The 12,901-nt window shown below is 67.7% G+C and carries 10 protein-coding genes; 5 read left to right on the top strand and 5 right to left on the bottom strand.

All coding sequences use genetic code 11. The features are described from left to right. Positions 1-1,395 (top strand): D-arabinono-1,4-lactone oxidase, encoded by a 1,395-nt coding sequence (locus A9179_RS19355; RefSeq protein WP_187807836.1) that lies wholly within the window; start codon positions 1-3, stop codon positions 1,393-1,395. 72 nt (positions 1,396-1,467) lie between these two features. Further along, entirely contained in the window at positions 1,468-2,679 is a 1,212-nt protein-coding gene (locus A9179_RS19350) for a DSD1 family PLP-dependent enzyme (RefSeq protein WP_187808638.1), read from the top strand. A gap of 195 nt (positions 2,680-2,874) precedes the next feature. Here the strand turns inward: A9179_RS19350 and A9179_RS19345 are convergent, their stop codons facing one another. From A9179_RS19345 to A9179_RS19325, 5 genes are all read right to left on the bottom strand, one after another. Further along, the gene (locus tag A9179_RS19345; RefSeq protein ID WP_187807835.1) at positions 2,875-3,912 is read right to left on the bottom strand and encodes an AraC family transcriptional regulator; all 1,038 of its coding nucleotides are present in this window, start codon (positions 3,910-3,912) and stop codon (positions 2,875-2,877) included. Between the two features lie 181 nt (positions 3,913-4,093). After that, positions 4,094-4,705 (bottom strand): hypothetical protein, encoded by a 612-nt coding sequence (locus A9179_RS19340; protein ID WP_187807834.1) that lies wholly within the window; start codon positions 4,703-4,705, stop codon positions 4,094-4,096. A gap of 2 nt (positions 4,706-4,707) precedes the next feature. After that, on the bottom strand, positions 4,708-6,171 hold the full coding sequence (locus A9179_RS19335) for an aspartate aminotransferase family protein (RefSeq protein WP_187807833.1): 1,464 nt from the start codon (positions 6,169-6,171) through the stop codon (positions 4,708-4,710). Positions 6,172-6,185: 14 nt separating this feature from the next. Then, positions 6,186-6,815: a class II aldolase/adducin family protein gene (locus tag A9179_RS19330; RefSeq protein ID WP_187807832.1), complete on the bottom strand. Its 630-nt coding sequence runs from the start codon at positions 6,813-6,815 to the stop codon at positions 6,186-6,188. Beyond that, positions 6,812-8,401 (bottom strand): xylulokinase, encoded by a 1,590-nt coding sequence (locus tag A9179_RS19325; RefSeq protein ID WP_187807831.1) that lies wholly within the window; start codon positions 8,399-8,401, stop codon positions 6,812-6,814. The genes A9179_RS19330 and A9179_RS19325 overlap by 4 nt, the downstream gene beginning before the upstream one ends. Before the next feature lie 272 nt (positions 8,402-8,673). Between A9179_RS19325 and A9179_RS19320 the strand changes: the two genes are divergently transcribed. From A9179_RS19320 to A9179_RS19310, 3 genes are all read left to right on the top strand, one after another. Further along, entirely contained in the window at positions 8,674-9,300 is a 627-nt protein-coding gene (locus A9179_RS19320; RefSeq protein WP_187807830.1) for a TetR/AcrR family transcriptional regulator, read from the top strand. A 143-nt stretch (positions 9,301-9,443) separates the two neighbouring features. Further along, the gene (locus A9179_RS19315; protein ID WP_187807829.1) at positions 9,444-11,246 is read left to right on the top strand and encodes a DUF1302 domain-containing protein; all 1,803 of its coding nucleotides are present in this window, start codon (positions 9,444-9,446) and stop codon (positions 11,244-11,246) included. A 14-nt stretch (positions 11,247-11,260) separates the two neighbouring features. Further along, positions 11,261-12,625: a DUF1329 domain-containing protein gene (locus A9179_RS19310; protein WP_187807828.1), complete on the top strand. Its 1,365-nt coding sequence runs from the start codon at positions 11,261-11,263 to the stop codon at positions 12,623-12,625. Positions 12,626-12,901 lie beyond the last annotated feature (276 nt).

The following is a 12,901-nucleotide window of genomic DNA, read 5'->3' as shown; positions in this document are numbered from 1 at the left end:
ATGGGTCAGCCACTCTCCCGTCGACAACTGCTGCAACGTGCCAGCCTGCTGGGCGCCTGCCTGGCCTTGCCGGGGCGCTCGCTGTGGGCCGCCGCGGCGGAAGCGCCGCGACCGATTCCCTGGCGCAACTGGTCGGGCCTGCAGAGCTGCCTGCCGCAGCAGCGCCTGGCGCCCAAGAACCTGGACGAGCTGGTGCAGGTGATCCGCCAGGCTGCAGGCAAGATCCGCCCGGTCGGCTCGGGGCATTCCTTCAGCGCGCTGGTGCCCACCGACGGCACCCTGTTGTCGCTGAGCAACTTCTCCGGGCTGCTGGCCCATGACGCGCAGAGCCTGCAGGCGGAGTTCGGTGGCGGCACGCCGATGTCGAGCATGGGCGCGCCGCTGCGCGAGGTCGGCCAGGCGCTGATCAACATGGCCGACACCGACTACCAGACCCTGGCCGGGGCGATCGCCACCTCGACCCACGGTACCGGCATTGGCTTCGGTTCCTACTCTTCTCAGGTGTGCGGCCTGCAGCTGGTCAGCGCTGCCGGCGAGGTGCTCGACTGCAGCCGCGAGAGCCATCCCGAGCTGTTCGCCGCCGCCCGCGTCTCGCTCGGCGCGCTGGGTGTGGTAACCAAGGTGCGCATGCAGAACCGCGCCGCCTTCCGCCTGCGCGAGCGCCAGTGGCTGGGCAAGACCGAGGAGCTGCTGGAGGATGTCGAGAACCTCAAGCGCGACAACCAGCACTGGGAGATGCTGGTGATCACCCATTCCGACTACGCGCTGTCGGTGGCGCTGAACGAGAGCGAGGATGCCAATACGCCGCCGGTGCCGCCGGACGAGGAGGGCGGCAATGGCTTTATCGACATCATCGAGGGCCTGGACAAGCACCTGCACGACCATCCCGATCTGCGCCGCAGCCTGCTCAACAACATGCGCCACCTGGCCAGCTTCGAAGACCGGGTGGACGCCTCCTACGAAGTCTTCGCCAATGTGCGCAACGTGCGCTTCAACGAGATGGAGTACTCGGTGCCGGCCGAGTACGGCCCGGCCTGCCTGCGCGAGATCATCAAGCGCATCGACGACGGCAACCTGCGCACCTGGATGCCCATCGAGTACCGCTATATCAAGGCCGACGACATTCCCCTGAGCATGTTCGAGGGCCGCGACAGCTGCGCGATCTCGATCCACCAGCACTATGCGATGGATCATCGCGAATTCTTCGCTGCCATCGAGCCGATCTTCTGGAAGTACCAGGGCCGCCCGCACTGGGGCAAGCTGCACAGCCTGGGCGCCCCTCAGCTGGCGGCGCTGTACCCGCGCTGGCAGGAATTCAGCGAGCTGCGCCAGGCGCTGGATCCGCAGGGGCGCCTGGTCAATGAGCATCTGGCCGCGCTGTTCGGTCTCGGTTGAGGAACCACGATGAAGCGACGCACGCTTGTACTGGCCGGTCTGGGTGCTGGTGGACTGCTGGCCGCCACCTGGCTGCGCCCGGGCGACCATGGGCAGCCGCACGATGGCTATTTCCAGGCACTGAACCAGGAGCTCAAGGCCAACGGGCCGATGCGTCCGAGCCTGCTGATCGACCTTGATCGCCTCGACCACAACATCGAGGTGGTGCGCCAGTTCCTCGCCCGCAGCGGCAAGCAGCTGCGCCTGGTGGAGAAGTCGCTGCCGGCGCCCGGCCTGCTGCGCTATATCGGCGAGCGTCTCGGCACGCGGCGGCTGATGTCCTTCCACCAGCCCTTCCTCAATCACGATGCGCAGCAGTTTCCCGAGGCTGACATCCTGCTCGGCAAGCCGCTGCCGGTGCGCTCGGCCCAGCTGTTCTACCAGCAGCACCGCGGCCCCTTCGATCCGGCCAGGCAACTGCAGTGGCTGATCGACACCCCCGCGCGCCTGCAGCAGTACCTGGAACTGGCTCGCGGGCTGGGCACCCGGCTACGCATCAATATCGAGCTGGACGTGGGCCTGCACCGTGGCGGGGTGAGCGATACCCAGACCCTGGGGCAGCTGCTGCAGCTGATCGCGGATAACCCGCAGCAGCTGGAGTTCGCCGGTTTCATGGGCTACGACCCCTTCGTCGGGATGAACCTGCCTTCCGTGCTCGGCACGCCGGACGAGCTGCTGGCCAAGGTCATGGCGTTGTACCAGGGCTATGTCGACTTCACCCGTCAGCGCTTCCCGGCCCTGTGGCATGAGGGCCTGACCCTCAATACCGCCGGCAGCCCCAGCTACCGGGCTCACGAGCAGGAGAAGCTGAGCAGCGAGGTGGCGATCGGCACCGGCCTGCTCAAGCCCAGCCACTACGACCTGCCGTCGCTGGCCGAGCACGAGCCGGCCGTGTATATCGCCACGCCGGTGCTCAAGCGCACGGGCGCGCTGCGCATCCCGGCGCTGGACGACAAGTCGCGGCTGTTTGCCTGGTGGGACGTCAACCAGCGCGAGACCTTCTTCATCTACGGCGGCAACTGGCAGGCCGACCTGGCCTCGCCGGCCGGCCTGCAACTGAGCGGGCTGTACGGGCGCAGCTCGAACCAGGAACTGGTCAACGGCTCGCCGACAGTGAGTCTGGAGGTGGACGACCAGGTGTTCCTGCGGCCGACCCAGAGCGAGTCGGTGCTGCTGCAGTTCGGTGATCTGCTGGCCGTGCGCGGCGGCAAGATTGTCGAGCGCTGGCCGGTGTATCAGGAGTAAGCCTCCCCTCACCCCAGCCCTCTCCCGGAGGGAGAGGGGGCTGACTCGTTGCTGGCTGCTAGTACGATGTTTCCTGGCACTCCGGACTGGCTCCCTCTCCCTCTGGGAGAGGGGCGGGGTGAGGGTCTTGCCGGCTACTCCGAGCTGCCTGCAACTCTCTCTCCCAAGGGGAGAGGGAGTTTGTACTGAGTACTCTCAATCGCTCTGAGCAATCCGCTGCTTGGCCGTGCGCGGGGTCAGCCCTGTCCAGCGCTTGAAGGCGCGGCGGAAGTTGCGCACGTCGCTGAAGCCGGTCTCGCTGGCCACGTCGATCAACCGGCTGTCGCGGTGGCTGAGCAGGGCCAGGGCCTTGGCTCGGCGCTGCGAGTCGACTATGCCGTGGTAGGACAGCCCGGCCTCGTCGATGCGCCGGCGCAGGGTGCGTTCGCCGAGGTTGAGCTGCTGCGCCAGCTCGGCCAGCTGCGGCGGGCGGCAGAGGTTCTTGCGCACTTCGCGCTGGATGGTCTCGATCAGGTCGGAGCTGCCCTGCTGTTCCCCGCGCGCGCTGTCGAGCAGGGCGGCGATTTCGGCGGCGACATAGTCGTCGCGGGTCGGCAGCGGCAGCTCCAGCCAGTGTGCGTCGAAGGCGATCAGGTTGTGCCCGGCGCCGAACTTCACCGGGCAGCGGAAGATTTCCGCGTAGCGCTGCCAGTGCGGCGGGCGCGGGTATTCCAGCTCGATGCGGTCGAGGGTCAGATCCTGGCCGGACAGGTGACGGACGATGGCCAGGGAGCTGGCGAAGGCCTCCTCGAGGTAGAACACCGCCACCTCCGGATCGAAGAAGCGCGTGCTGGCGAACACCAGGCAGCGGCCGCCGCGCAGCTCCATTTCGTAGTCGAGCAGGGCGCCGGTGTCGCGCTGGTAGCGGATGGCCAGGGCCAGCGCCTCGCCCAGGGTCGGGCTGGCCAGCATGGCCATGCCCACCAGGCCCCAGGACACGGCGGTCTGCCGGCTGCCGACGGCCAGGCCCAGGCCGCTGTCGCCCAGGCTCTGCAGGGCGCGGCGCACCAGCAGGTAGCTCTGCCGGTAGGACAGGCGATAGTCGGGTTTCTTCAGGTCGTCCGGCTCGAAGCCCAGGCCGCGGCAGAGCAGGGCCGGGTCGCGGCCGAGGGCGGCCACGTGCTGCAGGAGAAAGCGCGAGATCTGCGGTGGCGCGGAGGCTTCCGAGTAGCGCGGATCGGCGATGGGTTTCATGGGTACGCTCCTGGCAGGAGGTCGCTGGCGTCTGCCGCCTGGTTCTTGTTGTTATGCGGCGCCTCGCTGGGCGCCGCTGGCATAGTTAGCACGAGCGTGTGGAGTGGCGCCAGAGATCGCGTAGGGCGGGTGCAGCCCGCGTGCATAAGGCTGTGGTTAACGCGGGTTGCCCCCGCCCTGCTCAATAGGCTCCGAGCTCCGCGGCGTGCTCGCCGGCGGCATGGCTGGCGGCGGCGCGGGCCTCGTCCTGGAGCAGGCGGCGCCCGGCGATCAGGCGCACCCACCAGGGCACCCGGCTGACCTTGCCGCCGCCCTGGCGCGCCAGCACATAGGCCATGGCGCACTTCTCGAACAGCTCGGCGTTGAACAGCATGCGGTTGCGCGTGACGCCGATGCTCAGCAGGTGGCCGTCGACCAGCCCGGCATTGCCGCCGCCGGCCAGCACTGCCGGCAACTGGCGGGAACTGGCTGGCGCCCAGGAGCGGCCGATATGCCGCGCCTGTTCGTCGAACACCGTGGGCATGGCCTCGTTCAGCTCGCCGAGCAGCAGGCTCCAGCGCGGGCTGAGGCTGGCCACCGCGCCGGCGTCGTGGCGCAACTGGTAGACCTGCGCGTGCAGGGCGGCCAGCAGGCTGTCCGGCTGATCCAGCGCAACTTCGCGCGGCGCCTGGTCGTGGCCGAGCAGGAGCATGCACCCGCTGCCCGGCAGCAGCAGCGAGAGGCCGTCGGCGGCGCCATGCAGGAAGCCCTTGGTGGCCAGCCGGGTGCCGGCCTGGAGCAGTTCCTCGTGCATGTTCAGACCAGCCCGAATACGTCGTCGAAGCGGTTCAGCGCCTCGTCGATGATCGCGTCGGTGTCGGCGGCGCTGGTGTACATGCGGCTGCCGGCCAGGGTCACCAGGCCGTGGGCCATGTAGGCGGCGCCCATCTCTTCCATCATGTGCTTGCGCGGGTTGACCTCGCGCAGCAGCTGGATCGGGTTGCGCACGTTGAGCAGCAGCACGCCGGAGGTCTGCAGGTGCACCACCGAGCCCTGGTTGTAGACCACGTAGGGCAGGCCGCGGCGTTCGATGATGGCGGCCAGGCCGGTGGTCAGACGGTCGCCGGCGCGGCCGGCGATGGCCGGGGCGTTGCGCCGTTCGATCTCCATCAGGCTGTGGTAGCCGGCCACGCAGGACAGCGGGTTGGCGGTCAGGGTGCCGCCGACGAAGGCGCGCTTGGTCTGCTTGCCGCCGATGCCGCCGGCCAGCAGCATCATCACCTCGCGGCGGCCGCCGATGCCGCCGGCCATCGGGTAGCCGCCGGTCAGGCACTTGCCGAAGATGGTCAGGTCGGGCTGCACGTTGAAGTAGCCCTGGGCGCCGGCCAGGCCGACGCGGAAACCGCTGACCACTTCATCGAAGATCAGCAGTGCGCCGAACTCGTCGCACAGCTTGCGCAGGTTGGCGTTGAACTCCTGGTGCGCCGGGCGGGTGCCGCTTTCCGGGCCGAGCGGCTCGACGATGATCGCCGCGGTGCCACCGCGCAGGCGGTTGAGCTGCAGGCGCCGGCGAATGGCAGCCAGGTCGTTGGGGAAGCTTTCCTGGGTGTGGCTGGTGGCGCCGCGCGGAATGCCCACCGCCTCGCGCCGGCCGGTGCCGGGGATGCGCATGCCGTACACCAGCTGGTCGCTCCAGCCGTGGTAGGCGCCGCCGATCTTGATCACCCATTTCTTGCCGGTGTAGGCGCGGGCCAGGCGGATGGCGCCCATCACCGATTCGGTGCCGGAGGCGAGCATGCGGAACATCTCCACCGAGGGCACCAGGCGACAGACCAGCTCGGCCAGCTTGACCTCGTACTCGTGCAGCAGGCCGGTGACCGGGCCGCATTCGCGCAGGCTCTCGATCACCTTCTCCTGCACGATCGGGTCATTGCTGCCGAGCAGGGTCGGCCCGCCGGCCTGGAGGAAGTCGATGTAGCGGTTGCCGTCGACGTCCTGCAGATGCGCGCCTTGTGCCTGACTCATGGCCAGCGGGAAGGGGTAGTTGAATGCCAGGTTGTGCTGCACGCCGCCGGGGATCACCGCGCCGGCCTTTTCCGCCAGGCGTTTGGAGCCTTGGCAGTGCTGCTCGAAGTAGCCGAGCACCTTGTCCATGTGTTCGCGGCGGATCGGTCGGATCGGCTGCTTGATCAGCGCCTTGAGGCGCGCGTCGATGGCAGCGGTATCCGGCCAGTGGGAAATCCCGGAGGTCTGTGGGTCAGGCTGGGTGGAGGCGTTCATGGCGGGCTCTCTTCTTAGGCATTCAGGGCGGCAAGGGTGTGCTGGTAGAGCAGGTTGTCCGGCTCGGCGGCGAGTGCCTGACGGAACCAGCGCACGGCTTCCTGTTCCAGCAGCTCGACCACCCGACAGGCGTCTGCGAGGGTGGCGCCGAGGCATACGGCACCGTGGTTGCGCATCAGGTAGGCGTTCAGTTCGGGGCGTACCTGCTTGCCGACGTTGGCGGCCAGCCAGCGGGTGCCGGAGGGTGCATAGGCGCACATCGGTACCTCACCGCCGATCAGCTGGCGGGCCTCGGCGCTGTACACCGGCAACGGCCGGTCGAGCAGGGTGAAGGCGCTGGCCACCGGCTGGTGGGTGTGCACGCTGGCCCAGCAGTCCGGGCGAGCCTGCAGCACGCGGGCATGCAGACCGCTTTCCACCGAGGGTTTGCCGTGGCCGGAAAGCTGTTCGAGGCTGTCCAGGCGCAGCACGCAGATGTCGTCTGCGCTCATCGCGTAGTAGTCGCTGGCCGAGGGGGTGACGGCGAAGCGTTCGGCATCGATGCGCAGTGCCAGGTTGCCGCCGACCCCGGCGAGAAAGCCCTGGTCGGCCAGTTGTACGGCAGTGCGCACCACGGCCTCGCGGGCCTGTTGTTCGAGGCTCATGAACGGGCTCCGTGGAGTTTGGCGTAGAACGGCGCCAGCGCCTGGTGGGCGGCGCGGAAGGTGGCGTAACTGTCGCTGTAGCGCTGGCGGTTGCCGGCGCCGGGCTCGAAGCTGCGGCGGATGGCGACCCGCGCCGGGATGTCGGCGAAGTCCAGGGCGCCGATGCCGACTGCGGCGAGGAAGGCGGCGCCGCGGGCGTTGGCCTGGATCGGCTGCTCCGGCTGGTGCACGGTGATGCCCAGGGCGTCGGCGAAGATCTGGCTCCACACATCGGACTGGCCGCCACCACCGACCAGGGTGATTTCCCGTGCCGGCGTGCCGAGGAAACCCTCGACCGCTTCCATCATCCAGCGGGTGTTGAGCGCCACCCCTTCGAGGAAGGCGCGCACCATGTCTTCGCGGGCGTGTTCCAGGCTCAGGTTGAGCAGGCCGGCGCGCAGGTTGGCGTCGTCCACCGGGCTGCGCTCGCCCATCAGCCAGGGCAGGTAGAGCAGGCCGCGGGCCCCGGCCGGCACGCCGGCGGCGATCTCATCGAGGATGCGGTAGACATCCGGGCGCGCCTCGTCCTGCAGCAGGGCGTCCTTGGCAAACAGGATGCGGTCGCGCAGGAAGCTCAGGTTGGCCCCGGCGGCGGACTGCATGACCATCATCAGGTAGCGCTCGGGCAGGGCGCAGGGCACGGCGGCGATCTGCCGGCGCAGGTCGGTTTTCTTCTGCGCCACGTGGGCGCCGACCCAGGACGAGGTGCCGACGTACAGGTGCAGGGCGTTGTCCGCCACCGCGCCGGAGCCCAGCGCCGCGGCGCTGTTGTCCACCGCGCCGGCGACCACCGGAATGCCGGCCGGCAGGCCGAGCTGCTCGGCCACCAGCGGGCGCAGCGGGCCGAGTACCTCGCTGCAGCGCACCAGTTCCGGCAGCTGCTCGCGCTGCAGCCCGGCCAGGCGCAGCAGGCCGTCGTCGTAGCGGATATGGGCCGGGTCGCGGTTGTCGGTGACCCAGGTGGTCAGCGCCGAATCCACGGTGGCCACGGTGCGCCCGGTCAGGCGCAGGTTCATGAAGTCGAGCACGTTGAGGAACTTGGCGGTGCGCCCGTACAGCTCGGGCAGCGCCTCGCGGATAAACGCGATATGGCCGAAGGTGTCCTTGCCGGACAGTGCCGGCGCGCCGCCGGTCAAACGCAGCCAGCGCCACAGTTTCAGCGGGTCGTAGCCGGCCACCCGCGGCAGCTTGCCGCCGACCTGGCGCTGCACGGCGGCCTGGCCGCGCATGTCCATGTACAGCAGGGCACGGGCCAGCGGGTTGCCGTCGCGATCCACCGGCAGGGTGCCTTCGCCCTGGCAGGAACAGGCGATGGCAACTAGCGTTTGCCGAGCCTGCGGGTTGCTCTGCAGCACCTCGCCGGCACTGTCGAGGAAGGCCTGCCACCAGTCTTCCGGGCACTGCTCGACGCCGGCACCGGGCAGCACATGGCTGGCCACCGGGCGAAAGGCGAAGGCGCGCACCCGGCCGTCGAGGCCGACCAGGGCGGTCTTGCAGCCGGAGCTGCCGAGGTCTACCGCCAGTACCAGGCGTTCGTCGTGGCTCACTGTTTTCCCCTCAGAACCTGTCTACGATCTTTTGATCGTCGGTCATGCCGCGTTGAAATCAGGCACGGGCTGCTCATTTACAGCCCGTAAACTCCGCGCCCTCGCCTAATTTCGCCTTGCCTGCCTCTAGCTCAAAAAATCGTAAACAGGTTCTCGCAGTCATCGGCCTCTTCCCATTTCGTGAGAGTCACGCTAAAACATAAGCATTGCTCATGTTTTTCGAGAATGCTGTGGCCAACAAAACTTTGTCAAGCACCCCGCCGACGCCTCGAGTGCGCCGCGAGCCGAAGCAGGAACGCAGCCAGGCACGCTTCGAGGCGATCCTCGAAGTGGCCCTGGGCCTGATCGCTGCGCGTGGCTACGAAGCCGTATCGATGCGTGAAATTGCCCGCGAGGTCGGCTTGCCGATCGCCTCGCTGTACCTGTATTTCCCGACCAAGCTGGCCATCGTCCAGGAAGTCTGGCAGCGCTATACCGGCAGCGTCGGCGAGCGCCTGCAGGCCGACCTGGCGCAGATCGACGGCGCGCCGGACAGTGCGGCGGCGGGGGCGATGATCGAGCGCCTTATCGACCTGATGGTGGATATCCAGGTCAGCCATCCCGGCTTCGTCGAGGTGTGGGGCTGCGTGGCCGCGTCGCCCGAGCTGCGCGCGCTGAACAGCGCCGACACCCTGGCCACCGCCGAGCTGGTGGCCACCGCCATCCGCGCGGCCCAGCCCAAGGCCGATGCCGAGCAGGTGCGCGGCCTGGCGCTGCTGCTGTGCGAGGCCGGCAGCTCGGTGACCAAGCTGGCCCTGTCGCTGCCCGAGCCGGAACGCTCGCGCACCCTAGGCCAGCTGAAAAAGACCCTGCAGTTCGTCTACGCCAGCAGCCTCGAGGCCTTTGCCCGGCAGGCGTAGTGGAGTGCCGCGCGGTGGGACGCGCGGCGATGGTTCAGAAATGTTTCAAGGGCCCTTTCGGCACCGTTTTTTGTCCGGATCGGCCCCGTGGAGGTTTTCGCAAGTCAGCTAGTTTCGCATCAGAACCGCTAGGGGATAGCCGCATGTCGCATAACAAAAGCAAGATAGCGCTGGCAGTAGGGATTGGATTGTGGGGGGCGCAACAGGCCCAGGCATTTCAGATCGATACCGGGCCCAACCTGACCACTTCGCTGGAGAGCGTTGCCGAGTACACCTCGGTGTACCGCACCACCTCGCCTGAGCACATCGAGAGCGGTGGGCAGAACGTCTTCATCAACAACAACGATGGCAGCGAGTACTACGACCGCGGCTTCGTTTCCAACGAGTTCAAGCTGACTTCCGAGCTGCATGTGCGCACCGAGCAGGATGGCCTGTTCATGCGGGGTACCGCCTGGTACGACACCCAGCTGATGGATCACAACCCCACGGGCGACGGCTTCGACACCCACAACACCGACAGCGACGAGCGCTACCCCTCCGACCTGGAGAACCGCGCCGGCCACCGTTCGCGCCTGCTCGATGCCTACCTCTACACCAACCGCTACATCGGCGATCACCCGGTCAGCGTGCGGCTGGGGCGCCAGGTGATCAACTGGGGCGAGGGCATCTACTACGCCGACGGCCTCAACGTGATCAACCCGGTGGACATCGGCCGGGTGGTGCTGCCCAACGCCAGCTTCAAGGACGCGCTGCTGCCGACCAACATGATCTCCGGTCAGTTCGGCCTCACCGACCAGCTCAATATCGAGGGTTTCTACGGCCTGGAATGGAAGGGCCACGAGCTGATTCCCACCGGTGCCTTCCTCAACAACCAGGACTACTTCGGCAAGGGCAGCAACGGCGTGCTGGTCGACCTGCGCAACGAGCTGGGCAGTCTGGCCGAGCTGGTGCCGGGGCTCAACGGCGAGGACGGCATAGTCGCCGGCGCGCGCTACGGCACCGAGCACGATGCCCGCGACGACGGCCAGTTCGGCGTGGCCATGCGCTACCTGGCCGAGGACTGGAACAACACCGAATTCAGCCTCTACTACCTCAACTACCACAGCAAGGTGCCGTTCCTCAGCGTGCAGAAGGGCCAGTCCTACGGCTGCAGCGGCGGCAGCGGCGGGCGCTTCAGTGATGTGTGCGGCCTGGCCAAGGCGCTCGACCCGGCCTCGGTGCCACTGGTCGACGGCCTGGCCCTGCTCGACAGCACCTACTACGACTTCATCTACCCCGAGGACATCCGCCTGTTCGGCTTCAGCGTGTCCGGCACGGTCGGCGACACCAGCGTGGCCGGCGAGCTGACCTACCGGCCCAACGCGCCGATCGAGCCGGCGATGACCTACGAGCTGGAGCAGCTGGCCGAAGGCGCCCTGGCCACCGGCGGGGCCAGCGGCGGCAGCATCGACCTGGGCGTGTTCGGCGACGGTTCGGCCAACGACCCGCGGCGCGCCATCGACCTGTACAAGCGCGACGAGCTGTATACCGGCTCGGTCTCGACCATCCACACCTTCGGCCCCACCGCCGGCCTGGACGACCTGATGGTGCTGGCCGAAGCGGCCTTCAACTACATCCCCGGCAGCCTGCTGGACACGGTCAACTACGCCTACCTGGACTCCTTCGCCTGGGGCTACACGGTGAACCTATCCGGCCTGTACCAGGACGTGCGGCCCAACTTCGATCTGATGCCGGCCATCACCTTCCGCCAGGATGTTTCCGGCACCTCGCCGGCGCTCAACGAGAACTTCATCCAGGGGCGCAAGTCGGCCACCGTCGAGCTGGGCGGCAAGTACGGCCAGAAGCTGGCCGGCAAGCTCAGTTACACCTCGTTCTGGGGCGCGCGTAAAGACAACGCGCTGATCGACCGCGACCACGTCGCCCTCAACGTCTCCTACTCCTTCTGAGCGCAGGAATCACCATGATCAGTACAGCTTCGCGTGTCAGTTCCGTCCTGCTCTCCCTCGGCCTGCTGCTGCCGTTGGCGGCCCAGGCCAAGGTCAGTGCCGAGCAGGCGGCCCAGTTGGGCAGCAGCCTCACGCCGTTCGGCGCCGAGCGCCAGGGCGATGCCGCCAATGGCATTCCCGAGTGGACGGGCGGCCTGACCCAGGCCCCGGCCGGCTACGGCGGCCCGGGCAGCTTCCATGTCGACCCCTATGCCGGCGAGCAGCCGCTGCGGGTGATCGACGCGCAGAACATGCAGGCCGATGCCGCGCACCTCAGCGAGGGGGTCAAGGCGCTGCTGAAAACCTACCCGCAGACCTTCAAGGTGCCGGTCTACCCCAGCCACCGCAGCTTCGCCGCGCCGCAGGACATCTACCAGAACACCGCCGCCAACGCGCAGAAGGCCGAGCTGGATGGCGCCGGCTACGGCCTGGTGAATGCCTACGCGGGGATTCCCTTCCCGATCCCGGCCGATGGCCGCCAGGCGATCTGGAACCATATCGCCCGCTGGCAGGGCCGCTACATCGACGAGGTGGCGGTCACCGCCCAGGTCACCACCAGCGGCAGCTACTCGCTGCTGCGCGAGCACATCCAGCTGCTGTCCAACTACTACAACGGCAAGAAGGACGCCGGCAGCCTGGACAACATCCTCTACTACTTCGCCAGCGAGCTGCTGCCGCCGTCGCGCGATGTCGGTCGTGCGCTGCTGGTGCAGGAGACCATCGACCAGGTCGCCGCGCCGCGTTCGGCGTGGATCTACAACCCCGGCCAGCGCCGCGTGCGCCGTGCGCCGACCCTGGCCTACGACACGCCGATCGACGGCATCTACGCCGACGACACCGACATGTACAACGGCGCCACCGACCGCTACGACTGGAAGCTGGTGGGCAAGCAGGAGCTGCTGGTGCCGTACCACAACTACGCCATGGAAAAGCCGGGCATGCAGGTCGAGGAACTGGTCAAGCCGGGCCACCTCAACAGCGACCTGACCCGCTGGGAAATGCACCGCGTATGGGTGGTCGAGGCGACCTTGCGTCCGGGTCAGCGCCATGTGCACGCCAAGCGCCGCTTCTACCTCGACGAGGACAGCTGGTACGCCCTGATGGTGGAGAACTACGACGCCCGTGGCGAGCTGTGGCACGTCAACCTGGCCTTCACCAAGAATGCCTACGAGGTGCCGGTGATCACCCCGGTGAACATCGTGTTCCACGACCTGATCGCCCGCAGCTACACGGTGATCGGCCTGCGCAACAACGAGAAGGCGCCGCGCCAGTTCCTCCTCACCCCGCCGCCGGAAAGCTACTGGACGCCGGCCAGCCTGCGCCGCAAAGGCACGCAGTAGAGCCACTGCATTCCTCCCTCTGCTTCCGGGAGAGGGCCGGGGTGAGGGGCCCTACCCATCACCATGCAGCACCCCCGAACAGGCGCCCCGGCGCCTGTTCGGCAGTTTGCGGGTGACGGCCTTCGGTAAAACCCGCAAAATGCCCCAAAAACCTGTCTACGATCTTCTGACTCGCGGCCATCCGGCGTTAAAAACGGCCTCGGAATGCTCATTTACAGCTCGTAAACTGCGCTTCCTCGGCCGCTTTTGCCTTGTCTGGCTCTAATTCAGAAAATC

It is taken from the genome of Pseudomonas alcaligenes (assembly GCF_014490745.1).
In the GTDB taxonomy this organism is placed as follows: Bacteria; Pseudomonadota; Gammaproteobacteria; order Pseudomonadales; family Pseudomonadaceae; genus Aquipseudomonas; species Aquipseudomonas alcaligenes_C.
The sequence above is the reverse complement of the archived record's forward strand: the minus strand, read 5'-3'. Positions and strand labels throughout refer to the sequence as shown.

Excerpts from the sequence above, each read along its gene's own strand:
- A9179_RS19355 (WP_187807836.1), top strand. The coding sequence starts at position 1 with ATGGGTCAGCCACTCTCCCGTCGACAACTGCTGCAACGTGCCAGCCTG.
- A9179_RS19345 (WP_187807835.1), bottom strand. The coding sequence starts at position 3,912 with ATGAAACCCATCGCCGATCCGCGCTACTCGGAAGCCTCCGCGCCACCG.
- A9179_RS19340 (WP_187807834.1), bottom strand. The coding sequence starts at position 4,705 with ATGCACGAGGAACTGCTCCAGGCCGGCACCCGGCTGGCCACCAAGGGC.
- A9179_RS19335 (WP_187807833.1), bottom strand. The coding sequence starts at position 6,171 with ATGAACGCCTCCACCCAGCCTGACCCACAGACCTCCGGGATTTCCCAC.
- A9179_RS19330 (WP_187807832.1), bottom strand. The coding sequence starts at position 6,815 with ATGAGCCTCGAACAACAGGCCCGCGAGGCCGTGGTGCGCACTGCCGTA.
- A9179_RS19315 (WP_187807829.1), top strand. The coding sequence starts at position 9,444 with ATGTCGCATAACAAAAGCAAGATAGCGCTGGCAGTAGGGATTGGATTG.
- A9179_RS19310 (WP_187807828.1), top strand. The coding sequence starts at position 11,261 with ATGATCAGTACAGCTTCGCGTGTCAGTTCCGTCCTGCTCTCCCTCGGC.